Source organism: Priestia sp. YIM B13489 (genome assembly GCF_042787645.1).
GTDB lineage: Bacteria > Bacillota > Bacilli > Bacillales > Bacillaceae_H > Priestia > Priestia megaterium.
The window spans coordinates 4,466,289-4,489,441 of record NZ_JBHZOQ010000053.1; the positions used below are offsets into that span (position 1 = coordinate 4,466,289).

24 protein-coding genes and 1 pseudogene are annotated in these 23,153 nt (G+C 37.5%); 12 read left to right on the plus strand and 13 right to left on the minus strand.

All coding sequences use genetic code 11. The features are described 5' to 3' along the window. Window positions 1–192: 192 nt before the first annotated feature. The 3 genes from ACFX4W_RS28845 to ACFX4W_RS28855 are packed head-to-tail and all read left to right on the plus strand — an operon-like array spanning window position 193 to window position 3,135. Window positions 193–1,056 (plus strand): glycine betaine ABC transporter substrate-binding protein, encoded by an 864-nt coding sequence (locus ACFX4W_RS28845; protein WP_043980248.1) that lies wholly within the window; start codon window positions 193–195, stop codon window positions 1,054–1,056. Window positions 1,057–1,091: 35 nt separating this feature from the next. Continuing rightward, window positions 1,092–2,297 (plus strand): quaternary amine ABC transporter ATP-binding protein, encoded by a 1,206-nt coding sequence (locus ACFX4W_RS28850; protein WP_043980250.1) that lies wholly within the window; start codon window positions 1,092–1,094, stop codon window positions 2,295–2,297. After that, window positions 2,290–3,135 (plus strand): ABC transporter permease, encoded by an 846-nt coding sequence (locus ACFX4W_RS28855; protein ID WP_013081885.1) that lies wholly within the window; start codon window positions 2,290–2,292, stop codon window positions 3,133–3,135. Before ACFX4W_RS28850 ends, ACFX4W_RS28855 begins: the two co-directional genes overlap by 8 nt. Before the next feature lie 38 nt (window positions 3,136–3,173). Here ACFX4W_RS28855 and ACFX4W_RS28860 read toward each other — a convergent pair whose 3' ends face one another. After that, window positions 3,174–3,947 carry a class I SAM-dependent methyltransferase gene (locus tag ACFX4W_RS28860; RefSeq protein ID WP_043980252.1) on the minus strand — a complete coding sequence of 258 codons (774 nt, stop codon included), beginning with the start codon at window positions 3,945–3,947 and terminating at the stop codon, window positions 3,174–3,176. A 65-nt stretch (window positions 3,948–4,012) separates the two neighbouring features. Further along, a complete protein-coding gene (locus ACFX4W_RS28865; RefSeq protein WP_043980254.1) occupies window positions 4,013–5,131 on the minus strand; it encodes an AbrB family transcriptional regulator in 1,119 nt (372 codons plus the stop codon). Window positions 5,132–5,271: 140 nt separating this feature from the next. Here ACFX4W_RS28865 and ACFX4W_RS28870 point away from each other — a divergent pair, with 140 nt between their 5' ends. Further along, window positions 5,272–6,144, plus strand: a complete 873-nt coding sequence (locus tag ACFX4W_RS28870) for a LysR family transcriptional regulator (protein ID WP_043980256.1) — start codon at window positions 5,272–5,274, stop codon at window positions 6,142–6,144. A gap of 31 nt (window positions 6,145–6,175) precedes the next feature. Here ACFX4W_RS28870 and ACFX4W_RS28875 read toward each other — a convergent pair. The 10 genes and pseudogenes from ACFX4W_RS28875 to pdxR all read right to left on the minus strand — a co-directional run bounded on the left by ACFX4W_RS28875 (window position 6,176) and on the right by pdxR (window position 16,612). Next, window positions 6,176–6,357, minus strand: a pseudogene (locus ACFX4W_RS28875) (hypothetical protein). A 134-nt stretch (window positions 6,358–6,491) separates the two neighbouring features. After that, entirely contained in the window at window positions 6,492–7,460 is a 969-nt protein-coding gene (locus tag ACFX4W_RS28880; RefSeq protein ID WP_043980258.1) for a tripartite tricarboxylate transporter substrate binding protein, read from the minus strand. Between the two features lie 24 nt (window positions 7,461–7,484). Next, on the minus strand, window positions 7,485–8,156 hold the full coding sequence (locus tag ACFX4W_RS28885; protein WP_013081881.1) for a response regulator: 672 nt from the start codon (window positions 8,154–8,156) through the stop codon (window positions 7,485–7,487). Between the two features lie 27 nt (window positions 8,157–8,183). Continuing rightward, complete coding sequence (locus ACFX4W_RS28890) at window positions 8,184–9,773, minus strand: ATP-binding protein (RefSeq protein WP_043980261.1); 1,590 nt, start codon at window positions 9,771–9,773, stop codon at window positions 8,184–8,186. A 153-nt stretch (window positions 9,774–9,926) separates the two neighbouring features. Continuing rightward, entirely contained in the window at window positions 9,927–11,231 is a 1,305-nt protein-coding gene (locus ACFX4W_RS28895) for a CitMHS family transporter (protein WP_043980264.1), read from the minus strand. A 328-nt stretch (window positions 11,232–11,559) separates the two neighbouring features. Then, window positions 11,560–12,123, minus strand: a complete 564-nt coding sequence (locus tag ACFX4W_RS28900; protein ID WP_043980266.1) for an ImmA/IrrE family metallo-endopeptidase — start codon at window positions 12,121–12,123, stop codon at window positions 11,560–11,562. 228 nt (window positions 12,124–12,351) lie between these two features. Next, window positions 12,352–12,762: a CBO0543 family protein gene (locus ACFX4W_RS28905; protein ID WP_157842262.1), complete on the minus strand. Its 411-nt coding sequence runs from the start codon at window positions 12,760–12,762 to the stop codon at window positions 12,352–12,354. A 456-nt stretch (window positions 12,763–13,218) separates the two neighbouring features. Then, complete coding sequence (locus ACFX4W_RS28910; protein ID WP_013081877.1) at window positions 13,219–13,851, minus strand: fumarylacetoacetate hydrolase family protein; 633 nt, start codon at window positions 13,849–13,851, stop codon at window positions 13,219–13,221. Window positions 13,852–14,144: 293 nt separating this feature from the next. Continuing rightward, the gene (gene mmuM / locus ACFX4W_RS28915; protein ID WP_043980270.1) at window positions 14,145–15,080 is read right to left on the minus strand and encodes a homocysteine S-methyltransferase; all 936 of its coding nucleotides are present in this window, start codon (window positions 15,078–15,080) and stop codon (window positions 14,145–14,147) included. 134 nt (window positions 15,081–15,214) lie between these two features. After that, window positions 15,215–16,612, minus strand: a complete 1,398-nt coding sequence (gene pdxR / locus ACFX4W_RS28920; protein WP_043980272.1) for a MocR-like pyridoxine biosynthesis transcription factor PdxR — start codon at window positions 16,610–16,612, stop codon at window positions 15,215–15,217. Between the two features lie 111 nt (window positions 16,613–16,723). On the opposite strand from pdxR, the gene ACFX4W_RS28925 reads away from it, so the two are divergent. Then, window positions 16,724–17,194, plus strand: coding sequence for a GNAT family N-acetyltransferase (locus ACFX4W_RS28925; RefSeq protein ID WP_043980274.1), 471 nt, complete (start codon window positions 16,724–16,726; stop codon window positions 17,192–17,194). A gap of 229 nt (window positions 17,195–17,423) precedes the next feature. Beyond that, window positions 17,424–17,624: a YolD-like family protein gene (locus tag ACFX4W_RS28930; RefSeq protein ID WP_074893948.1), complete on the plus strand. Its 201-nt coding sequence runs from the start codon at window positions 17,424–17,426 to the stop codon at window positions 17,622–17,624. A gap of 76 nt (window positions 17,625–17,700) precedes the next feature. On the opposite strand, the gene ltaS is transcribed toward ACFX4W_RS28930, so the two are convergent. After that, window positions 17,701–19,629, minus strand: a complete 1,929-nt coding sequence (ltaS, locus tag ACFX4W_RS28935; RefSeq protein ID WP_043980277.1) for a lipoteichoic acid synthase — start codon at window positions 19,627–19,629, stop codon at window positions 17,701–17,703. A gap of 375 nt (window positions 19,630–20,004) precedes the next feature. On the opposite strand from ltaS, the gene ACFX4W_RS28940 reads away from it, so the two are divergent. The 6 genes from ACFX4W_RS28940 (at window position 20,005) to ACFX4W_RS28965 (ending at window position 23,123) form a co-directional block, all read left to right on the plus strand. Then, window positions 20,005–20,205 carry a YolD-like family protein gene (locus ACFX4W_RS28940; RefSeq protein WP_370881275.1) on the plus strand — a complete coding sequence of 67 codons (201 nt, stop codon included), beginning with the start codon at window positions 20,005–20,007 and terminating at the stop codon, window positions 20,203–20,205. A gap of 148 nt (window positions 20,206–20,353) precedes the next feature. Beyond that, a complete protein-coding gene (locus tag ACFX4W_RS28945; protein ID WP_013081870.1) occupies window positions 20,354–20,572 on the plus strand; it encodes a helix-turn-helix transcriptional regulator in 219 nt (72 codons plus the stop codon). Continuing rightward, window positions 20,562–21,032 (plus strand): DUF2178 domain-containing protein, encoded by a 471-nt coding sequence (locus tag ACFX4W_RS28950; protein WP_013081869.1) that lies wholly within the window; start codon window positions 20,562–20,564, stop codon window positions 21,030–21,032. The genes ACFX4W_RS28945 and ACFX4W_RS28950 overlap by 11 nt, the downstream gene beginning before the upstream one ends. A 191-nt stretch (window positions 21,033–21,223) precedes the next feature. Continuing rightward, the gene (locus ACFX4W_RS28955; RefSeq protein ID WP_342314839.1) at window positions 21,224–21,634 is read left to right on the plus strand and encodes a hypothetical protein; all 411 of its coding nucleotides are present in this window, start codon (window positions 21,224–21,226) and stop codon (window positions 21,632–21,634) included. A gap of 12 nt (window positions 21,635–21,646) precedes the next feature. Further along, window positions 21,647–22,570 (plus strand): FAD:protein FMN transferase, encoded by a 924-nt coding sequence (locus ACFX4W_RS28960; protein WP_043980285.1) that lies wholly within the window; start codon window positions 21,647–21,649, stop codon window positions 22,568–22,570. Beyond that, window positions 22,545–23,123: a ferric reductase-like transmembrane domain-containing protein gene (locus tag ACFX4W_RS28965; protein ID WP_377560457.1), complete on the plus strand. Its 579-nt coding sequence runs from the start codon at window positions 22,545–22,547 to the stop codon at window positions 23,121–23,123. Before ACFX4W_RS28960 ends, ACFX4W_RS28965 begins: the two co-directional genes overlap by 26 nt. Window positions 23,124–23,153 lie beyond the last annotated feature (30 nt).

Genomic DNA, 23,153 nt, shown 5'->3' on the forward strand with positions numbered 1-23,153 from the left:
TTTCTCTTAACTACGATGTACATTTTTAGCTAAAAATAACTTTATAACGCCAAAAAATCACCCACTCTATTTCACATTTTATATTTTCTATGTTTACCACCTAAAAAAACCGGGTATACACTTCGTTGTGTTTAGCACTCGTTCTACATATCAGTCAGATTGATTTAAAACTTTATAAAGGAGTTACATTGCATGAAGAAACTATTGTTAATCAGCATGATTTGTTTTCTTCTAGTTATTACTTCGGCTTGCGGCAACGGTAATGGCGCATTTAAAGATAAAAAAACCATTACCATCGGCATGAATAACTATACTGAAAACATCGCCTACACGTACGTATGGAAACAGATTTTAGAAGATCGAGGCTACAAGGTTAGAACTGTTTTCTTAGAGAAAGCCGGTGTTTGGGTAGGAACGGCCAATGACGACATTGATATTTCGTTTGCACCATGGCTGCCTACAACAGATGCGCCTTTTTACAAAAAGTATAAAGATCAAGTGAACATCGAAGACCCTTGGCTAAAAAACGCGCGCTTAGGATTCGCAGTTCCCTCCTATATGAAAGATGTGAACACAACGGAAGACCTTGCTAAGGTTGCTTCTGATGTCGATAACAAAGTAATTGGAATTGACCCAGGCTCCAGTATTAATGGATTAGCCGAACAGGCGTTAAAGGATTATGACCTTAAAAGCTATACGCTTGTAAAATCGTCTGAGGCAGCTATGCTCAGTGAACTGCGCAAAGCCTATGATGCCAAAAAACCAATTGTTGTTACTATGTGGAATCCTCACTGGGCTTTTGCAGACTTTGATATCAAATACTTAAAAGATCCTAAAAATTCGTTTGGAGACCCTGACAACATTTACACAATGACAAGCAAGGAATTTAAAAAGACAAATCCTCAAGTCATAAAATGGATGAATAATGCACAGATGAATGATAAATTAATCAGTCCTCTTCTATCACAAGTTGAAAAATCTTCGAATCCTGAAGAAGCAGCGCAAGAATGGGTAAAAAAGCATAAAAAGCTAGTTGACAGTTGGACAAAAGATTAATGGACGTAAAAGAAAACAACAATTGAGGTGGACATATGGAACACGTAAAATTAAAAGTACAAAATATAACCAAAGTGTTTGGTAAGAATCCGTCAAAAGCGATTGATTTACTTCAAAAAGGAAAAACAAAAAAAGAAATTCTAGAAGAAACAGGAATGACAATAGGGGTTAATCAAGCAAACTTCGAAATCAAATCCGGTGAAATCTTCGTTATTATGGGCCTGTCTGGAAGTGGTAAATCCACTTTAGTTCGTATGTTTAATCGCCTTGTTGAACCAACATCTGGATCCCTTATTTTAGACGGTGACGATGTAGTAAAAATGAACAAAGATGAACTCCGCGACATGCGCCGAAAAAAAATGAGCATGGTTTTTCAAAACTTTGCCCTATTCCCTCACCGTACGGTTCTTGATAACACAGAATACGGACTAGAAGTTCAAGGTACACCAAAAGACGAACGTGAAAAGAAAGCAAAAGAAGCGCTTGAATTAGTAGGTTTGAAAGGGTACGAAAATCAATACCCTGGTGAACTGAGCGGCGGTATGCAGCAGCGTGTCGGACTGGCCCGAGCACTTGCCAATGACCCTGATATTTTATTAATGGATGAAGCATTCAGTGCACTAGATCCGCTTATTCGTAAAGACATGCAAGATTTCTTACTGGAGCTTCAAGAAAAAATGGAACGTACAATCATTTTTATTACCCATGATCTTGATGAAGCTCTTCGAATCGGAGATCGCATCGTTTTAATGAAAGACGGCAGTGTTGTTCAGGTAGGAACACCTGAAGAAATTATGACAAACCCTGCCAATGATTATGTTGAGCGCTTTGTGGAAGACGTTAATGTAGCTAAAGTATACACAGCTGAAAGCGTGATGAACCGTGCCGAATCTATTACCGTAGACCGAGGTCCGCGCGTGGCTCTTAAAATTATGCAAGAAGCTGGTTATTCAAGCATCTACGTCGTAGACAAGAAAAAAACTCTTTTAGGAGTTGTAACTGCAGATGATATTAGCCGTGCCATTAAACAAAATAAACTGACAGCAGACGTATTAGATACGGATATTCCAACTGTTACAACAGATACGCTACTAGAAAACCTGTACGACAAAATGGTTATCAGCCGCTTTCCACTACCGGTTGTAGATGAAAACCATCGTCTGCGCGGCATCATTAAAAAAGAACGAGTGATTGAAGCACTCGCCGGTACTGATAGTAATGAGGTGAACGTAAATGAATAGTATTCCTAAAATTCCTGTTGGCAATTGGATTGACCATTTTGTCACGTTTTTAAATGATAATATCAAAGGGTTTTTTGATGTTATTTCAGCTATTGTCGATGGTATTGTAAGTTTTATTGTACTAGTGCTAACCTTTCCACCCGCATTAATTTTAATCTTAATTGTCGGAATCATTGCTTGGTTTTCAAGTAAAAAATGGTCATTTACTATTTTATCGATGATTGGCCTGTTATTTATTCTTAATCTTGGCTACTGGCAAGAAACCATGGACACACTAGCTCTCGTTTTAACAAGCGTACTGATTTCGATTATAGTAGGAATTCCGCTTGGCATTTGGGCATCTCAAAGCGAAAAGACGGCTCGAATTATTACGCCAATCTTAGACTTTATGCAAACAATGCCCGCATTTGTTTATTTGATTCCAGCACTTTTCTTTTTTGGAATCGGTGTGGTACCAGGTGTTATCTCATCTGTTATCTTTGCAATGCCTCCGACGATTCGTTTAACGAACCTAGGTATTCGCGAAGTACCCGCTGACCTAGTAGAAGCAGCAAATGCCTACGGTTCAACAACAAAACAAAAATTATTTAAAGTACAGCTTCCATTAGCCACAAAAACAATCATGGCCGGAATTAACCAAAGCATCATGCTATCTCTTTCAATGGTTGTTATTGCCTCTCTTGTAGGTGCTCCGGGACTTGGTGCGGAAGTATATCGTGCAGTTTCTCGACTTGAAGTCGGCACGGGCTTTGAAGCTGGAATTTCAATCGTTATTTTAGCGATTATTTTAGATCGTATTACGCAATATTTTGGAAATCGTTCAAACCAACGAGCATAAGTAAAAAAAGAAGCCAACTCCGATGAGTTGGCCTCTTTTTATTTATTTTTGTAACACGCTACAAAGATTGCTTCTCCTTGAAACGATTCAATTCTTTGTTGATTTGTTTTGATGTCGAAAAATTGCTTAAATCCGCTTGGTATATTCAGCATATATTGAGTAAGCTCACGCTTTGTCTCTTCCGAAACATTCATCATCCCGCACCAGTCATCAAATAAAAAGCGCTTTGGAAAAGTTGTCAGCACTTCTGTACGGAATCCTTGCATTTCAAGCATAGAAAGCCACTCTGTTTTTTTATAGGCACGATAATGGCTTGGATCTCTTGTCTTTTCAACTCGATTATAAAACTCGTCATAAGCATTCACTTCCGGTGCTACATTATCAATGAGCAAGAACTGTCCGCCTGGCTTTAACACTCGGTACACCTCTTTGATGAACTGTTTAATATTAGGAAAATGGTGCGGTGCAATTCTGCACGTTACCGTATCAAACTCGTCATCTTGAAATGGCATATCTTCAGCATCTCCTTGAACAAACGATACATTTTCATAACCATTTTCTTTAATGAAGCCTTCAGCACTTTGCAGCATTTGAGGAGTTAAGTCAAAAGCCGTTACTTCTTGAAAAACAGGTGCTAGCTTATTTGCCACGTGTCCTCCTCCTGTTGCTACATCAAGCAGCTTTCCTCCTCTATTTTCTTCAGCAATTTCCGCTAAAATAGCTAAATCTTTGCCTTTCGCATGACCTTTACTTTTGACGTACTTTCCAGCATTCCCCCCGAACTGACTGACCACCATTTCTTTATTACTCATCTATTCTCCCCCCATTTTTCTCTTTAAAACTCTCTATTACTTTGCCTAGTGCATTCACATATTTATTATGAAACGTGTGAATGTATTCTTTTTCTTTCTCCCCATTGATGAAACATGCGAAACAGCGGAGGAAGAAGCAGCCAAATGGTTAAAATTCGAAGCACTTGGACCGCTACTACCAACGTCGAATCGGCTTGCAGTACAATTGATGTTGTTGCCATTTCTGCAATGCCTCCAGGAGCAAACGCTAAAATAGACGTAATAAGCCCGATTCCAGTTATTTTGGAGACTGCTAGTGCACAAACAAACATAGCAGCGATCAAACCGATTGTATTAATAAGCGCAACAACTATAATTTTTCTCACGCCAATAAACATTTCTTTATGAAAGCGAGAACCAATACTTGACGCGATAAAAATTTGCGATAAAATCATAACAGAATGAGGCCAGTATGCTTGAAGATTATATCCCGCGTACGATGAAGCAGCTGTTTGAACAATCGCAACAGTAAGCATTCCCCCTACTAACCAAGGAGCAGGAAATTTTAGTTTTTTTCCTATATAATAGCCTACTACTGCTGTAACGATTAAAACGCCTGTCCATAGCAGTGATTCCCACCCAAAAATACTTGGAGTAGCTGACACTGCATGCCGACCTGTATTACTTCCCCAATAGACCACAAATAAAGGAACAGCAAGCACAACTAAAAACACGCGCATTGTTTGAATAATGCTTACAATTGCCGTATTGGCCCCTACCTCTTCAGCCATGCCTGGCATTGCGCTCATTCCTCCAGGAGTCGTGCCGAAAAAGCTTGTTAATAAGTCTGTGGAACTGAACTTCCATAGCAAATAACCGGATAAAAGAGAAAAAACAACGGACAGCAAAAGCATGATCGTAATGGTGGACCAGTGAGATTGAAACGTAGTTAATACAGACAAGTTAATCTTCTGACCTAATTCAATCCCTAAAATACACTGTCCTGCGTACAGCCAATATTTTGGAATACCTTTTTTGCTTGTTTGAGATAAAAAACGCGGCTTTCGGAAAGCTAGAATAGCAGCTAAAATGAGGGTCCCAAGCATCCAGCCAATGGATAAACCTGTTAACGATAAAAGAAATCCTCCTATGCTTGTTAATAAAATAAAAAATATAGATTGTAAAAAAATAATTCTTGCGTTCATATCTACTTCCTTCCTTCTACAAGGCTTTTCTTTCTTACACCGAACATTCCTCTTCTTAACTATAGTATAATTTTAGAGATAATTAAAATATCGAAATTTTATTATAAACCATTCATTTTTTTTATTCCTGGAGGGATAGTATGGACGATCGAGATTGGCTTATTCTACAAGTGTTGTATCGAGAAAAAAACATTACAAAAGCAGCCAAGGAGCTGTTTATCTCTCAGCCTGCGCTTACGCATAGACTGCAGCAGATGGAGAAGGAATTTCATGTTCAGATTGTGAACAGAGGACGCCGCGGCGTTCAATTTACACCACAGGGGGAATATTTAGTGAAGTGTGCAGAAGAAATGCTGCTCACGCTTCAAAAAATAAAAGAAAATGTGTTAAACATGGATGATCAATTAACCGGTACTTTACGTCTAGGAGTGTCTAACTTTTTCACTGACTACAAGCTCCCTGGACTATTACGGCTATTTAAAGAGCGATTTCCTGACGTTGAATTCAAAGTCACCACCGGATGGAGCAGTGACATGGCCCACTTACTTTATAAGCACGATGTTCATATTGCGTTTGTAAAAGGTGATTATAACTGGCAGGATCAGAAAGAGCTGCTTTTTAAAGAAACGATTTGCATTGCGTCTGCACAGCCTGTTGATATAAACAACCTTCCCAATATACCTCGAATTGATTATCACCAAGATCGTTTTTTAAAAACATCTGTTGATAACTGGTGGGCTGAAAATTACTCTCAGCCTCCCCTTGTCAGTATTGAAGTGGATAAAGCAGAAACATGCAAAAAGATGGTTGTAAACGGACTCGGTTATGCGATTTTGCCGAGTATGCTGCTTGATGACGCAGCAGAGATTTACAGATACACGTTAAAAACAAAAGACCAGCAGCCTTTAACGCGCAGTACATGGATGTTTTATCATGAGGATTCATTAAAGATTAACATCGTAAAAGCTTTTATTGAGTTCATTCAAAACTTGGATTTAAAAGATGTACGCTGATAGAAAGAGGTTGAGACATACCGAAATGAATTTAATCTAAAGACGAACAAATGGGATGTATGAGCTGAACTGCTTTTGACCCTGCAGTTGATTTCCGTGCAAGACTTCTCTTTCCGCGGGAGGCCGGTGTGAGCCTCCTCGTCGCTAACTCTCCTGTGGGGTCTCACCTGTTCCGCTTCTCCCGCAGGAGTCTTCGTCTTGCCCTCCAATCAACTGCTAGAAGGAACAAAACAGATGAAACTATCCTCACCAAAACAAAAAAATGAACCACGAATCAAAAACCTTGATCAATGGTTCGTTTTTCACTCCGTCTAAAATCCTTTTATCCCAACCTCTTTCTATTGTATTTATTCATCATTTGTTCCGCCCATTAAGTCAGAATACAGCTTGCTTTGCTGTTCAAGAAAGACTTTAGCACCGCTGCTATTTTTATAAAAAGAGGTTAAATCGTTATCTTTAAGCAGCTGTTCCCATTCTTTTGTATGAACCATTTCATACACTGTCTTATTCCAATATGCTACCTGCTCTTTGGTCATATTAGGCGGTCCCATTAGACCTCTCCAATGGCTAAATGTTACGTCAATTCCCGCTTCTTTCCACGTTGGGATCTCTTTTAACTCTTCTAGCCTGCTGGGAGAAGAAACGGCGAGTATTCTTACCTGCCCTTGTTCATACTGCTTTTTTACTTCTGATAATGACATAGGTGCTACATCTAGCTGATGATGAACGAGCGCATCGATCACTTTATGACTGCTGTTGTAAACGAAAAACTCAAGCTTGGAAGAGTCTACGCCTGCTTTTTTATTTAGCTGCATGAACGATAAATGATCGTCATTTCCTAAGCGAGGTGATATTCCCACTTTCATGCTGGATTCACTTTGATTTAACGTGCGTATGAGCTGTTTTAAATTATATATAGGAGAGTTAGCCGGGACTACGATGACCTCCCATTCAGATGTTAAAATAGCGAGCGGAGTAAAGTCTTTATAGGTTAATTGACTTTGCCCTAGCAAATTATTTGTAATCAGTAAGCTGGAATTTCCGGAAACAATATTCCCTTCTTTTCTCTGTTTAATATATTTCCATCCTTCTTCACCTTGCCCACCTATTTTATTACTAACAGAAACGGGTACCTTCACAATCTTCTTTTCCGTTAGCACCTGTTGAATGGCTCTTACTGTTGCATCTGCTCCTCCGCCTTTTGCACCGGCTGCCACAATTTCAATTTCCCCCATATCAATATGGTCTTTTTTAGAGGGAGAAGAACAGCTAACAAGCAATACACTTATAAACACTATCATGAGCTTTTTGATCATATATACCATCCTTCAAGGCTAATGCTACGCTAAATAGTACTTGCGCTCCGGCCGTCCAATAATCCCATAATCATATTCAACGTGACATTCACCAGTTGATACTAGATACTCTAAATATCGTCTAGCTGTCGTTCTAGATACTCCCATGTGTTGCCCCATCTCTTCGATCGTAATTCCTTTGATGCTTTTTAAAATATCTTTTGACTTTTGTAATGTGATACCATCAATACCTGAAGGAAGAGATTTATCCGCTTTTGGCTTTGTTCTGACATGTCCAAAGTACGCATCAATAAATGATTGATCAACTTCTTCATGCGTACTAAACAGTTCCTTTTTCTCTTGATACTGTTTAATAGCATTAATGAAGGATTCCATCATAACCGGCTTAATCAAATAATTAACGACGCCGTTTCTCAAACAGATTTCTACAATGTTTTTTTCGGTGGCAGCCGTTACCACGATAACGTCAACGTGTGGAAACTGCGCTCTGATTTTTGGCAGTAAATCTGTTCCCATTTCATCTGGCATATAGATGTCTAAAAGAAGTAAATCAACTTTCTTCTCCTTTAGCATTTCAAGCGTCTCTTTTGCATTCAACGCTTTACCTACAACTTCCACACCATCTACTTCTAATAAAAATCGCTCTTGAACTTGAGCAATTCGAAAATCGTCTTCTGCAATTGCGACTCTTAACATTTCAACTCTCCCCTTACTTCTCATGATTCAGTTTTTTGGAAGGTAAACTGAAAAAATGGCTCCTCCTTTTGGCTGATTATACACTTCAATAGATCCTCCAAGCTCATCTACCATTTTCTTTATATTTGCCAGTCCGTATCCTCTGTCTGTACCTTTGGTTGAAAAACCTTTTGTGAAAATTTGATTTAGTACTTCTTCTGATATACCAGGTCCGTTATCCATCACTTCAATAATTAAATCATGACCAATATCGGTAATAAAAAACGACACTTCTTTTTCAGGCTGCTGACTCACCGCTTCAAATGCATTATCAATTAAATTCCCAATAATGATAATGAGATGAGAAATTTCAATATGTTCTGGGAGCGTATCGAGTGTACTCTCCGAATCAACCGAAAAGTGAATTTTCTTTTCAGATGCTTTTCCAATCTTCCCAAGCAATATTGCTTGGACTTTAGAATCTAGTATCTGATCAAATAGAATACGGTTTTGTGTTTGGTGTACGGCTGATTCTTTTTGAATAAACTCAAATGCATCTTTGTACTGCCCTAACTGCAGCAAACCCGACAACACATACAGCTTATTCGTAAACTCATGCGTTTGAGCTCGTAAATCCTCTGAATACTTTCGTACTTCTGAAATCGTATTGATTAAACTTTTTAATTCTGTCTTATCACGAAAACTAGCGACCACTCCTACAATTCGCTGATGTTCAATAATAGGTGTTAAGTTTAAGATAAACGTTTTTTCATTCAGAAAAATCTCTTGGTCGCTTCGGGCTATTCCCGTATCTAGCACTTCAATCATATTCGTATAAGGAAACACTTCAATGATATGATGATGTAAATATTCCGTCTGCAGTCCTAGCATATTTTTAGCTGATGTATTCATCATCGTAATAAAGCCTTGATGATCAATAGCAATAATTCCTTCTTTTATCGAAAGTAAAATCGCATTTCGTTCACGGTATAAAGAAGCGATTTCATGGGGCTCAAGACCGAGAGTATCTTTTTTAATACTTTTAGCTAAAAAAATACCCCCGATCATACCAAGCAATAAAACAGCTAGTGAAAATAGGATAATTTGCTGAATGCGCGTAATGAGCTGAGCATGAACATGAGACTTTAAAAACTCAACCGTCACTACTCCCACGACCTCCGTATACTTTCCGTGACTGATGACAATAGGCGCTTTCCCCATAATTGCAGGACCTGTGGTTCCCTCTCCGTCAAGCGTATAATATCCGCCGAATAATAGTGCTCTATCGTTAACCGCCTCTTTGTCTTTCTTTCCTATCCATTTTTGATTAGCATGAGAATAGATGATTTGCTCACGGTTTTGAACTACAATACTTGCTGCTCCGATTTGTTCCCTCACTTGCTCGGCAAGCGGCTGAATGTAGCGACTCGGCTGTTTTTTTTGAAAAGCAGCTTTGACTTCCGGCATAAATGATATTGATTTGGCTGCTTGAAGAGCCAGCTGCTCGGCTTGCCTTTTAGATTCTACAAACTGCATGTAAGAGAAAATACTCGCTAAAAGAACAATAACAGTTATGATTAATGCTGCGGATAAACCTACGATTTTTGTTTGCAGCGATACTTGAAACCATTTTTTCATTTCATCGCACCTTTAGCCTTTACCTTATAGTTCTATTCCTCTTTTATTTTATCAAAATTTTTTGTATATCCGCTCCTTATTCCAAAAGCTTTTTAGACAAAAAAACTTATCAATCCCAAAAGCGGAATTGATAAGTTTTTAGGTTCATGATCTTTACAGCGTAATAACTCCTGTAATAATAGCTACTAAAAGCATCACCATCGCTGTTCCAATCGTCCACTTTAAAGTAAAGCGCTGGAATTCACCAAGCTCGACTTTTGCCATACCGACCAATAGATACGTAGAAGCAACTAAAGGACTTAGTAAGTGAACAGGTTGACCAATCAATGAAGCACGGCCAATTTCTGCAGCATCAATACCGTATGCTGAAGCTGCTTGAGCAATAATTGGTAAAATTCCATAGTAGTAAGCATCATTTGACATAAAGAACGTAAATGGCATACTTGTGATGGCTGTAATCACAGACATGTAAGGCCCTAACGCATCTGGAATTAATCCTACTAAACTATTACCCATTGCATCTACCATTTTTGTACCTGATAAAATGCCTGTGAATACGCCTGCTGCGAATACAAGAGATACAACAGCAAGTACATTACCGGCATGTGCTGTGATACGCTCTTTTTGAACTTCTAAATTTGGATAGTTAATCATGATAGCGATTGCAAATCCAATCATAAACAGAACTTGAAGCGGCATAACTGCTGTGATAAGTCCTACTAATAAGAGAGCTGTTAAAGCAAAGTTTACCCATAAAAGCTTCGGACGCTTGTACTCGATTCCTTCAGCAGCGGCTGCTTCTGCAAAAGCTACTTGAGCATTTGTAACGTCTTGAATATCAATAACACCTAAGCGCTGGCGCTCTTTTTTCCCGAAATAGTAAGCCGTAAATAATAACCAAACAGCTCCACCAATCATGGCTGGAATCAGTGGTGTGAACACCTGTGAAGCATCTAACTTCAATGCGCTCATCACACGAGCAGTAGGTCCGCCCCAAGGCGTTAAGTTCATAACTCCACTACCCATAATAGCGATACAGGCTAAAATCATAGGCTTCATGTTTAGCTTTTTATAAAGCGGAAGCATCGCTGAGAGCGTAATCATATATGTTGTTGTTCCGTCTCCGTCTAATGAGATAATAAGAACTAAAATAGCTGTACCAATTGTGATTTTTAGTGGATCACCTTTTACGATTTTTAAAATTCTTCCTACAACTGGATCAAACAAACCAGCATCAATCATAATCCCAAAATATAAAATAGCAAACATTAACATAACGCCTGTAGGTGCTAATTCTTTTACACCATTTAAAGCCATTTCTCCAATATCACTTGTGAATCCCCCTATGATTGCAAACAATACTGGAATAACCATTAAAGCAATAAGCGGCGTTAATCGTTTTGTCATAATTAGAAACATAAATGTACAAACCATCAAAAACCCAAGAATAGCTAACATTATTACCCCTCCTATTTTTGAATCCGCTTTCATAACAGTGGAAGCGATTCGTTTGTATGTATGACTCGCATATGTATGCCAGTTCGTCTATACGATTACAACATCGCTTGTTCACTATTAAGTTGTACCTTAAAACTTTAAAATTTTCTGTTTTTTCTTAAAATAATCATAATTTACAGGAGGGTATAGTGTAAATAATTCGTACTATAAAAACTTTTAAAACTTTATGGGTAATTAAATCCTTTTTGTTCATTGGAAGAATAAAAGAAAGGAAGAGGAAAAAAGATAGGAAAATAAAAAACGGAGAGAGAGGAACTATTCTCGTGAATTATTCAATTTGAACTCTAAGAGAATAAGCTCCAGAATGAGGAGTTTTATTCCATTGAGTAAGAGACTCCTCTAAAAATGGAATGTTTTTCAACTTCTTTGTTTGGAACTTTTCTATTTTTGAATATTTCTCTAAAGCATACGTATTAGCAAACATTTCTTGCGTTCTATTTCCTTCTTTTAAAAGCGTTCCATTTGTCATACGATCCACATGATGGCCTAATTCATGCAGAATGATAAAAGCAAATTGATGAGGCTTTTTATTTTTTGTTGTATCGATAAAGACAATAGGACATTCCGTTACTGTATATTTAATATAGTCAATTTCAAACTGAAGTTTGCGCTTATCTTTTGGAAGGTTATCATTAAATTGGCCATAGTACACGCCTAGCACATCTTTCCCTTGCACTTTTACACTGCCTAAGCAATACACACCTTTTAGCCCATCCCAGTCTTTTTCGTCTGTTACATTAGCAATTTCCTGCAGGGCGGCTTTTTGCTTCGCACTCATGACTCCATGAAACGTTACGCCATGAATTTGGATTTTTTCACTACGCTTAAACATCTTCTTGCCTCCTTTGCTAAATTCCTTCTACAACATATTATTTAGCAATAAGTATATTCATTCACAATACATGGTTAAAAACATGAAGTTAATGTCAAGATTCCCGTTTTGATGTTTTTTAACCCTGCTTATATGCTGCTTCGTTTATTTTCTATTTTTACTATATTACATATGTAGCCATTAATAAAATATCATTTTTTTATGATTTATCATTACTTTTTTTTATTTCTATTTTTGTTTATCGATAATCTGAAGCCTCCGTATCATTTTTAAATTTAAAACCATTGCTATATAAAGAAAAGGATAGCAAAAAAACGAGTATAGCGTCTTCCATTCGTTATAATAAAACACTTCTGTTTGGGCAGAAATATATTCAAACAGGGTTGTAAGAATTACCCACACTGTAATATATAAAGCTTTTTTAGCCAAACTCTTGCTCTGTGGATAAAAATTTAAAAATACACTATTCGTTGCAGGATAAACAAAAATAAAAATTAAAAGATATTCAAAATCTACTCCTTTTGTGAAGAATCCATAAAGATCATATTTAACATCAAGATATATATCTGCTACCGATCCTAAAAACATAACAAACAAAGAAGTTGTGTACATTTCTATCCAGCTGATACGTTTTGGCATAACTAGTACACTCAAAATAGAAATCACCGTTGTAAGGATTAAGAGCACCATGCTGAGGACCTCGTTTTCTATAGGAGATAGAAACAGCTTTCCCATTGGATATTAAATTCATTCTGAAGGCTAAAAAATTAAGACTTCGCAGAAAAAGAGATTGAGGCATAACGAAAGCAAGCCAAACTAAATACGAACAAATAGGATAAATGATTTGGACTGCGTGGTACACCGCTGTTGATTTTCGTGCAAAACTTCACTTACCCTTCTGCGGGGTCTCAGCCACTCCACTTTCCTCCCGGAGTCTTCGCCTTACCCTCTAATCAACAGCTAGAAGCAAATATATACAATCTACGTTCACCATCACAATAAAAGATCCGAACGAGTTGGATTCTCTATCAAGAATCTCAATTCATCGTTCGGATCTTCCTTCAACTAAACTACTTTTGTTTCAGCTTCTTTTTGTTAACGAAAGGAAATGATGCAAGAACCAAGCTCTTGCTGTCCCCATTTAAGTGAAAGCTCATCATGATGAGTAAGCGGACCTACTCCCTCAGGTGTCCCTGTAAAAATAAGATCTCCTTTATCAAGACCAAAATGTTTTCCTGTAAAATCAATAATCGTTTGTAAGTCAAAAATCAAATCTTTAATATTCCCCAGCTGCACGCGTTCATTGTTTTTCACTAACGAAAAGTCTTTCTTCTTAGATGCTTCTACTCCTTCAAATGGAATAAAGTTTCCCACGACCGCTGAACGTTTGAACCCTTTTGCAAGCAGCCAAGGGTGCTTTTTTTGTTTTAATTCGCTCTGCACGTCTCGAAGGGTCAAGTCTAATCCAATCGTCATCTCGTCAACAAGTTCATCTACTGTTATGCCCTCTTTGTAAGATTGTCCAATATGAAGAATCAGTTCAGTTTCAAAGTGCACCTCTCCTTGGTCGCTAGGAAGAGTGATTGATTGTCCAGCTGCTTCAACGAGAGCGTGAGTAGGTTTGGAAAATAAAAAAGGTGATGTTGGAATATCATTATGTAATTCTTTTGCATGCAGTGCGTAGTTCCGCCCTACACAATAAATATTTTTAATATCTTTCACTTTCATCATCCCTTCTTTCGTTCAAATAAAGATTTTTCAACTTGTATTCTTTTATTTTACAAAAAAAAAAGATTGGGACATAATAAAATGAATCTAATCTAAAGACAGAAAATGGGGATAAATGAGCTGAACTGCTTATGACACCTTTGTTGATTTCCGTGTAACAGCTAGAAGGACCTGCCCACACGAAACCTACGTTCACCATGACCATAAAAAACACGAACGATCTATTTTTGATAGATCGTTCGTGTTTAACGTTAGCGAAACAACTTTTCTCACATTCTCTTTCTTTTAATCCGTTATTTTCTAGCCCATTTTGTAATGCCTTTGATATCATCTGGAGTTGTACGACAGCACCCTCCGATTAACTGAGCACCTGCTTCATACCAGCTGTGAGCGCTGGAGCCATACGTTTCGCCTGCAGATATCCCGTTCCATGTTTTAGATTCAGCATCATAATGCTCCCCTGAATTTGGATACACAATGACTGGCTTATCCGTTTGAGATTTAATTTCTTTAATAAGTGAAGAAATATATTGAGGCGGCGTACAGTTAACTCCAAGAGCCGCTACTTGCTCATAGGAATCCAGATAGCGTGCACACTCCGAGATTAATGTTCCGCTGCTAATGTGCAGGTCATCTTTTGCGCTGAACGTAATCCATGCGTACGCTCCTTCAAACTCTTCTAGCAGCCTCGCAATGGCTCTTGCTTCCATTACATTAGGAATAGTTTCACAAGCTAATACGTCTGCTCCTGCTTCAATTAATGCTTTCATACGAGGACGATGAAATTCCATTAACTCTTCTTCTGTTACGTCATACTGTCCAGTATATTCCGATCCGTTTGCTAAAAATGCTCCGTAAGGCCCTACCGAAGCGGCGACAATTGGTTTTGGGCGATTAAGACGATTCTCTTCTTGCTGCCAAAATTCATCTCTTGCTTCAGCCGCAATTTTTACAGATGCTTGAATTAACTCGCGAGCCTCTGCTTCACTCAAACCACGTTTAGAAAAACCTTCAAATGTGCTTTGATAACTTGCTGTAATCGCACAGTCAGCTCCTGCTGAAAAGTAATCTTGATGCACTCTCTTAATCAATTCTGGCTGCTCCATCAGCACTTTAGCAGACCATAAGCTGTCGTTTAGATCACAGCCATATCTCTCCAGTTCAGTTGCCATTGCACCATCTAGTACAATCACAGGAAATGTATGTAAAATTTGTTGGATAGGATTCATTGTTTAATCTAGGGTTGTCCACTAGCAGTTAGCTTCGATTACCCTATCCTCCTTTCAGATAATTTAAAATATATGCAAAAAAGTCTAAAGGACTAGGCAACTTTTGTCAAGAAACCGAAAAAACGAGCATGGATTTATAACCAAGCTTTTTTTAATCGTTTTATTCCTTCTTCTATTTCTTCTCTCCCCAAACTTCCGAAGCCTAACAAAACATGAGGCTTTTGTTTAGGTACTTCCGTAAGCCAATAACGAGAGGTACCGTAGACAGAGACATCTTGCTTTCGAGCTGCGTTAATTAATTGCTGTTCGTTCATATCGTTGTGCACGCGTATAAGTATATGCAAACCTGCAGATTCTCCTGACAACGTGATGTTTTTGTTAAACTCCTTCTGTAAAGCTGCTAAAAGAGTACTGTGTTTCAGTTGATAAGCAGTTCTTACTCTTCTTAAATGCTTACTCCACTCTCCATTTTTCATCATCAGCCCGAGCGTCCGCTGATGGAGAGTTGGAACAGCTTGCTCGTATAAAGAGAAGCGTTCATGATATTCCTTTAGAAGAACTTCAGGTAATACAAGGTAGCTGATTCTTAAAGAAGGCATAAAAGATTTTGAAAATGTACCTGTATAAATGACGCGCCCCTCAGTGTCTAAGCTTTGCAATGAAGGGATGGGAGAGCCTTTATAACGAAATTCTCCGTCATAATCATCTTCAATAATAAACCCGTTGCGGTCATTCGCCCATTTAAGAAGCTCTATTCTTCTTGAAACAGGCATGATCATTCCGTATGGAAACTGATGAGATGGTGTGACATAAACAGCTCGTGCTAGGCTATCATAAAGCTCTTGGATGTTTATCCCTTTGTTATTAAGCGACACGGGTTTTAAGGAAAATCCATGCTGCTTAAATACAAAGCTAGCCCCGTCATAACAAGGGTTTTCAAAGGCAATGTCCCAGATGCTTGGTTTTAGCATCTGCGCTAGTAAACTGAGTGATTGCTGCGTACCTGCTCCAATAATAATTTGATGTTTTGAACAAACCACTCCTCTTGATTGATAAAGGTACGTCGCAATTTCTTCTCGCAGTGATTCTTCTCCTTGACTTTCTTGGTAAGTAAACAGAGATTCTCTATAAGTTTGAAGACTTTCATTGTATCGTTTTTTCCACTCATCCAAGGGAAACAAACGGTTATCAACTTTTCCATACCGAAAATCATAGGTATACGACTTTGTTTCTGAGTGAGGATGTAAAAATACAGTCGGCTTTCTATCTGTTTGCAGTAAATCAAACTGTGTATTCGTTACGTACAGTCCACTTTTGGGCCTGCTTTCTACATACCCTTCAGCTAAAAGCTGCTGATAGGCCATATCTACAGTATTTCGACTTACGTTTAAGTAATCAGCAAAAGACCGGATAGAAGGCAGTTTGTCATTCACTTCTACCCTGCTGGATACAATTTCTTTTTTTATATATTCATATAGCTGGTGATACAAAGGCATATCATCTTTGCGGTTTAATAAAGGTGTGAACTTCACGCTAGCTCCTTTCATCTGTCCCTATTTTATTTTTCAAATCTGGCTCTTTTAGAGGGGATACATTTCTTTTACTATAAGTGTAGATCATCTGATTAAAAAGGAGAAGATTTAATGACTACTATTACAATTCGTCAAGCTAATGCCGCTGACATGGAAGCACTTATTTCATTAATGAACGAATACATTGTTGATTTTTACAAGCGCCCTCAGCCTACCAAAAAGCAGCTGAGAAATTTAATTAATCACTTATTTCAGCATCCGGATGCTGGCGTTCAGTTTATCGCGACTCAAAATGACGAAGCAGTAGGTTTTTCGACGCTTTATTTTACATTTAGCACCACGCGTGTAAAGCCTGTAGCGATTTTAAATGACTTGTACGTTACTGAAAAAGCAAGAGGACAAAAAATTGGAGAAAAGTTATTTTCGACTAGTCACCAGTATACAAAAGAACATCAGTATGCAACTATGTCTTGGGAAACGGCTTATGATAACACAAGAGCCCAAATGCTTTACAGAAAAATGGGCGGAAATGTAACAAACGATGAATGGATTCACTACGACATTTCAAACGATATTTTATAATATTCTTCCATCCATAAAGTTTTAACACGTTCTTAACACTCCTTTCATAAATGTGTTTTATGATGAATACGACAAATAAATTAGTTTCTGTATGTATTTGTCACATTCTCTGTTAAAGTTTTCACAAAGTGTTCAAACTTTAAGTGAAAACGCTTTCTATTTTTGTGTATAATAAAAATATGCAAATGAAAATGAATGTTACAGCTCGTTAATCATAAACATTTTAAATATGGAAGGAGTTTTGAAGATGATTTTAAAAGCATTAAGAAAAAACGGGGCCGTTACAATTAACTATTATAAAAACGGTTTGCTTCAAACGTTTAAAGGAAAAGTACAGCGCCTAGATTTAACGGACCAAACGCTTTCATTAAAAGATGAACAGCAAAATACTTTCTCTATTCGCTTATCGGGAATTAAAGAAATTTATTAATGAATAGTTTACAGTAAAAAAGAACATGATGTTCATTCTGCTTTGCAGAAGTCATCATGTTCTTTTGATTTTAGCTTTATTTAGCTGATGTTTCTGTTTCTTCTTTCCCGTACATATATTTCGAAGGGTCGACTGTTTGAAAATCCTTCAGCTTGTGGAAACGAAGCAAGTCTCCATAAAGCACTTGATCAGATAACTCCAGTTCTTTCGCTACCTTCTGTTTATAAGCTTTCATTTGATTATTTTCTTTAAGGGCTTGGCCCGTCTTAGAATCATAATACGTTCCATCCACTAATGTATATTTAGGAGATACGTAGTTGCCATTGCGGAATGCAACTACATCATCATGATCCTTAGAAAATAAATCTGTGCCAAATTGGATAAACTCTTTGCTGTCAATCCCTACTAAATGAAGAAGAGTTGGCACAACGTCAATTTCTCCACCGTACGTATGATTAACTCCGCCTTTCACTCCAGGAACGTGAATGAATAGAGGTACACGCTGCAGCTGAGCATTTTCATAAGGGGTAATTTCTTTTCCCATTACTTTTTCCATTGCCGCATTATGATTTTCAGAAATACCGTAGTGATCTCCATAAATCATAATCACAGAATTATCATAAAGCCCAGAAGCTTTCAGTTCTTGGAAGAAAGATTGCAATGATTCGTCTAAATAACGAGCCGTTTGGAAATAACGGTCAACTGTTGCATCGCCCGTGTTAGCCGGCTGTATGCTTGCCTCATTGTTTCCAAGTAAAAATGGAAAGTGATTTGTTAACGTAATTAAATGCGCATAGAACGGCTGCGGTAAAGACTGCAGCATTGGAACAGATTCTTTAAAGAACGGTTTGTCTTTTAAACCATAATTAATTTTATTTTCACCCGTCATATTGTAATAACTTGCATCAAAGAACTTATCCACACCGAACTGCTTGTAAATTTCGTTACGGTTCCAAAACGTCTTATAGTCTCCGTGCAGCACAGCGCTCGTATAGCCAGCTTTTTGATCCAAAATAGCTGGTGCTGCCTGATACGTATTGCTTCCTTTCAGTACAAAGGCAGAACCTTGAGGAAGGCCGTATAGAGAATTGTCCATCATCAGCTCAGCATCTGATGTTTTTCCTTGTCCCGTTTGATGAAAGAAGTTATCAAAATACGTAAAGTCATTTCCATGGGCCAACGAATTTAAGAAAGGTGTCACTTCCTGGCCATTTAATTTGTAATCAATTAAAAAAGACTGAAATGATTCCAAATGAATTTTAATAATATTTTTCCCTTTAGCTTTTCCAAAATAAACGGAATTAGGCTCCGCATAATGACTGTTTTTAAAATTAACGACGTTTGTTAAATCATTGCTGCTTGCAAAAGCTCGCTGTTTAGAGTTTTGAGCAGTCTGAACACCGTCATACATCGTATAATTATAGGCGCCTAAATACTTTACTAGATAATTGCGGTCAAAAGTTCGAGATAGAAGCTGCGGGCGATCAATTTCTGCTAATGTTAAATTTACAGAAAAAACCATAAATCCTAAAGAAAGAATGGTTACAGCATTCTTAACCGATACTTTTTCATTATGCCAGTCAATTTTTTTACTAAAAAAGAAGAAAAAATAAATAATAAAATCAACAAAATAAAAAACATCATGTGCTTTTAATAAATCCATAATGCTTCCGCCCATACTTCCTGCATTACTTGTTTGCAACAGTGTAGGAAGCGTTACAAAATCGTTAAAAAAACGATAATAGAGAACGTTGCTGTATAACAGCAGCGTCATAATGAAACTGCCTGCAAGGATCCAAGCTCCTGCTTTCTTTCCTTTTAAAAATAAGCCGATTCCTAAAAAAATCAGCACTGAACTCACAGGGTTTATGAACAGCAGCATTTGCTGCATTACGCCGCTTACGCCTAAGTTAAATTCAGTTTTATAAGCCACATACGACTTTATCCACATTAAAACAGCGGCTAATATGAAATAGTGCAGCGGCTTAGAAACGATTCGCTTCATTTTGATTTTCCTTTCTCGATTAGTTTATGAGTAGATTCACAAAGAACATATAGAAAACCTTTATCATTGTACTCATAGAAAATGAAAATTAAATGAAATCCTAGCCTTCACAACCATAGATAGATTCTTTAAATTCATCTACTAGTTTACCTAATACCCACAAATAAATAAACTAAAATCACCTTTTTTATCATAAAACCCCTTCTTCCCTCATATACTGTACTCTGTTGCAACACCCGTACTGCAAACTTGTGCATTTTTTCACAATTTATATACAAACTATTCTCATCTTGCTGTATAATAATAATTCTGCCTTGAGCATTCTCCACATTCTTATGCTTAAGCCACAGCTTTCTTTTCATAACAGATGCACACATGAAAGGAGATGAATTAATGATTTTAAAAGCGTTAAAGAAAAACAAACATGTAACCGTGAATTATTACGAAAATGGCCTGCTTCAAACCTTCAAAGGAAAAATCCAAAATTTAAACCTAACCGACCAAACCCTCTCCCTACGAGATGAAAAACAAAACATTTTTTCCATTCGTTTGTCTGGCATTAAAGAAATTTATTAACAAAAAAGATCCTGAAGAATTCTTCTAGGATCTTTTTTGTATTTTTTATCCATAAACTATTGAAAAATTATCCAATTGGTGTTAAATTAACTTTACATAATGTTAAATCAACTTAACAAATTCATTAAAAAGACAGCGGGTGATCATATTGACTCTTATTAATCACGTAAAAGAGCTTAGAGCTAAACATGGATATACGCAAGGAGATTTAGCTGAAAAAGTTGGAGCCACTCGCCAAACCATTGCAGCTATTGAAAAGGGAAATTACGTTCCTTCCCTACTACTTGGTTTAACAATTTGTGATGTCTTTCAATTAAAAATGGAAGATGTTTTTACACTTCAAAAGGAGGAGAAAAATGTTGAGTAATGTTATTAAATCTTATTTGTTGAATGTAGTGTCCCTGTTGTGCGTAGGTTGGTTTTTATATGATTTTTTAAGCCTAAATATTCAATTTAGTGAAGTTATGACCGACCCTGAGCCTCCGTGGGAAATTACTATGTCTATAGGCTCTTTTGCTTCTTTAATTGTTCTTTTAATTGTCTCATTTTTTTACTACCGCGCGCGTAAAAAGACGAAGAACGTTTCGCCTTTATTATTTCCTTTTGAATTTGCAGAAGAAGATGAACGTGAAAAGATGATAACAGCAGAAGCTTGCAAAAAAGCCTTTGTTTTCCTCCTATTTTCTATTCCTATAGGTGCTATATTAATAGCTTTTTATCCGCTGTTACCTAATTCTTTTAGCTTCTATCCCATTGCCGTTCTTTTGCTTCTTTCTCTTGTACAGTTAACGGTTTATTACGTATCAATTAGTAAGATTTATCGGTGATTAAAAAAGGGTTGTTCTAAAAAGAACAACCCTTTTTTAATCTAATAATTCACTCAATTCCCCCACAAAAATAATCCGACCTACATCTATTTCACTATTTTTTCATTTTCTCTGTCTATATTGAACTATAACAATTGAACGATGTATGTTACCTTCCACTGCAGTTTTTCTTCAGTGTTCAGTTGCAAAATATGAAAGATAAAAGGAGCATATCAATGGCAGCTAATAAATGGACAAAATGGATGGTTGGTTTATCGAGCGTTGCTGCATTTACCACTTTTATAGGACTTTCTCAAAAATATGATCAAACAAATTCAACAGCTCCAGCACTAAATAACGATGCATCAGCCGATAATTCATCTCAAACTCAAACGGAAGATGAGACGGATCTATTTCCAGATTCAGGATCTGGTTCCAATACGAACAATGGAACTAACGGGCAAGATCAATGGTCAAATGACAATTCTAGTGAGCAAAGTGATCAGTGGTCAGACGATGATTCAAGTAGCCAGCAAGATCAGTGGTCTAATGATGATGCTGGAAATAGTCAGGATAATTGGGGCAATAACGATGATTCTTCTATGCAATCAAGACCTTCTTAAGGATGTGATATAATGAGCTACTCATTTAAAGCAATGAATACCGAATTTAATGTATATGAGCTTGAAACACTTGTCAGCCAAAAAGTGGAGAGCTGGTGTTATCTTGTAGAAGAAACCCTAAGCCGCTTTCTTCCAACAAGCGAGCTTTCACAGCTTAATTCGCTGAACGGAAGATTATTTTTACCGTCAAAAATGTTGTATGAAGCTGTAAAAACAGCCTCTTACTATCACAATGAGACAAACGGGATTTTCAACCCATTTCTGTATCACTCTATTCAAACTCTAGGATATGACCAAAGCTTTGAACAACTGCCTAACAATCAGCTTCCTCAAGAAGTAGCAGCTTTTGATGCTGTTAACCCTATTATGATTCACAAAGGAATGAGAAGTATTCAGCTTGCTTCTAATGTCGGTCTGGATTTAGGCGGAATCGCAAAAGGTTGGAGCATTCAGCAAATGGCGAATCAATTAAAGAAAAAAGGAACTTCACTTGGTGCAATCGATGGAGGCGGTGATATTGTAACGTGGGGGCCTGCTAGCAAGCACTGGTCTATTGCGCTCTCTCATCCATTTGATTTATCAAAAAATCTCATGAGTATTAAAGTAAAGAGCAACAGTGGCATTGCCACAAGCAGTGTGGGCAAGCGATTGTGGAAAGTAAACGGACACACTCACCATCATATTATTGATGGCAGAATCAGCAAGCCTAGTTCATCAGAGCTTCTGCAAGTAACGGTTGTTTCAGAAGACTTGACCGTTTCTGAAGTCTATGCAAAATGCATGCTTATTCTCGGATGGGACGCCGGATTAAGATTAGCTAAAATGCATCACCCTTCTTTAGAGGTAATTGCGGTTACAAAAGAAGGCGAAGTGTTAATCGAAAAAAATGTGAAAGGTCAGGTATACCATTATGGCTACTCTCCTCGCGCAATTTAGTGCCCACTTTCCCGTTTGGAATACCATTCGGGCAGCCGGCTTAACTTCTTATTTGCTCATGTTTGTATCGGTTGCCGCTGGCATTTCTCACAGCTTTTCATTTTTTAAACCAAAACGAAAAAAACAGCTTTTGCTGGTTCATCAATCATCAGGGTGGTTCGGATTATTATTTGGCATGATTCACGGACTTGTTTTATCATTTGATCAATCGATTCATTTTTCACTTTCTGACATTTTAATTCCATTCACTTCCGATTACAAACCAATTAGCACAGGTCTTGGTACTATTTCACTCTACATTTTATTCGTACTGATTATCACATCCGATTTTATAAAACAGCTGGGGAGAAAAACATGGAAAGCCATTCATTTTCTTGCTTTTCCAGGCTATTTGCTCGCACTGTATCACGGCATTACTTCTGGAACAGATACACAGCAACCGCTTATTTTTGGGATGTACAGCATCACTGGCTGCATCGTTTTGATTTTTCTTTTTTTACGACTTCAACACCAGTCAGCTCCTAAGAACCAAAAAAAAGCTCAGGAAAACTAAAAAACGCACTCTATCATAGAGTGCGTTTTT

Bases quoted from the DNA above. Each gene is read 5' to 3' on its own strand.
- mmuM (WP_043980270.1), bottom strand. From the start codon at position 15,080: ATGAATCCTATCCAACAAATTTTACATACATTTCCTGTGATTGTACTA.
- ACFX4W_RS28885 (WP_013081881.1), bottom strand. From the start codon at position 8,156: ATGTTAAGAGTCGCAATTGCAGAAGACGATTTTCGAATTGCTCAAGTT.
- ACFX4W_RS28940 (WP_370881275.1), top strand. From the start codon at position 20,005: ATGAAAGGAGATGAATTAATGATTTTAAAAGCGTTAAAGAAAAACAAA.
- ACFX4W_RS28950 (WP_013081869.1), top strand. From the start codon at position 20,562: ATGTTGAGTAATGTTATTAAATCTTATTTGTTGAATGTAGTGTCCCTG.
- ACFX4W_RS28855 (WP_013081885.1), top strand. From the start codon at position 2,290: ATGAATAGTATTCCTAAAATTCCTGTTGGCAATTGGATTGACCATTTT.
- ACFX4W_RS28955 (WP_342314839.1), top strand. From the start codon at position 21,224: ATGAAAGATAAAAGGAGCATATCAATGGCAGCTAATAAATGGACAAAA.
- ltaS (WP_043980277.1), bottom strand. From the start codon at position 19,629: ATGAAGCGAATCGTTTCTAAGCCGCTGCACTATTTCATATTAGCCGCT.
- ACFX4W_RS28870 (WP_043980256.1), top strand. From the start codon at position 5,272: ATGGACGATCGAGATTGGCTTATTCTACAAGTGTTGTATCGAGAAAAA.
- ACFX4W_RS28900 (WP_043980266.1), bottom strand. From the start codon at position 12,123: ATGTTTAAGCGTAGTGAAAAAATCCAAATTCATGGCGTAACGTTTCAT.
- ACFX4W_RS28910 (WP_013081877.1), bottom strand. From the start codon at position 13,851: ATGAAAGTGAAAGATATTAAAAATATTTATTGTGTAGGGCGGAACTAC.
- ACFX4W_RS28880 (WP_043980258.1), bottom strand. From the start codon at position 7,460: ATGATCAAAAAGCTCATGATAGTGTTTATAAGTGTATTGCTTGTTAGC.
- ACFX4W_RS28860 (WP_043980252.1), bottom strand. From the start codon at position 3,947: ATGAGTAATAAAGAAATGGTGGTCAGTCAGTTCGGGGGGAATGCTGGA.
- ACFX4W_RS28925 (WP_043980274.1), top strand. From the start codon at position 16,724: ATGACTACTATTACAATTCGTCAAGCTAATGCCGCTGACATGGAAGCA.
- ACFX4W_RS28905 (WP_157842262.1), bottom strand. From the start codon at position 12,762: ATGCCAAAACGTATCAGCTGGATAGAAATGTACACAACTTCTTTGTTT.
- ACFX4W_RS28850 (WP_043980250.1), top strand. From the start codon at position 1,092: ATGGAACACGTAAAATTAAAAGTACAAAATATAACCAAAGTGTTTGGT.
- ACFX4W_RS28930 (WP_074893948.1), top strand. From the start codon at position 17,424: ATGGAAGGAGTTTTGAAGATGATTTTAAAAGCATTAAGAAAAAACGGG.
- ACFX4W_RS28965 (WP_377560457.1), top strand. From the start codon at position 22,545: ATGGCTACTCTCCTCGCGCAATTTAGTGCCCACTTTCCCGTTTGGAAT.
- ACFX4W_RS28890 (WP_043980261.1), bottom strand. From the start codon at position 9,773: ATGAAAAAATGGTTTCAAGTATCGCTGCAAACAAAAATCGTAGGTTTA.
- ACFX4W_RS28895 (WP_043980264.1), bottom strand. From the start codon at position 11,231: ATGTTAGCTATTCTTGGGTTTTTGATGGTTTGTACATTTATGTTTCTA.
- ACFX4W_RS28960 (WP_043980285.1), top strand. From the start codon at position 21,647: ATGAGCTACTCATTTAAAGCAATGAATACCGAATTTAATGTATATGAG.
- ACFX4W_RS28845 (WP_043980248.1), top strand. From the start codon at position 193: ATGAAGAAACTATTGTTAATCAGCATGATTTGTTTTCTTCTAGTTATT.
- ACFX4W_RS28865 (WP_043980254.1), bottom strand. From the start codon at position 5,131: ATGAACGCAAGAATTATTTTTTTACAATCTATATTTTTTATTTTATTA.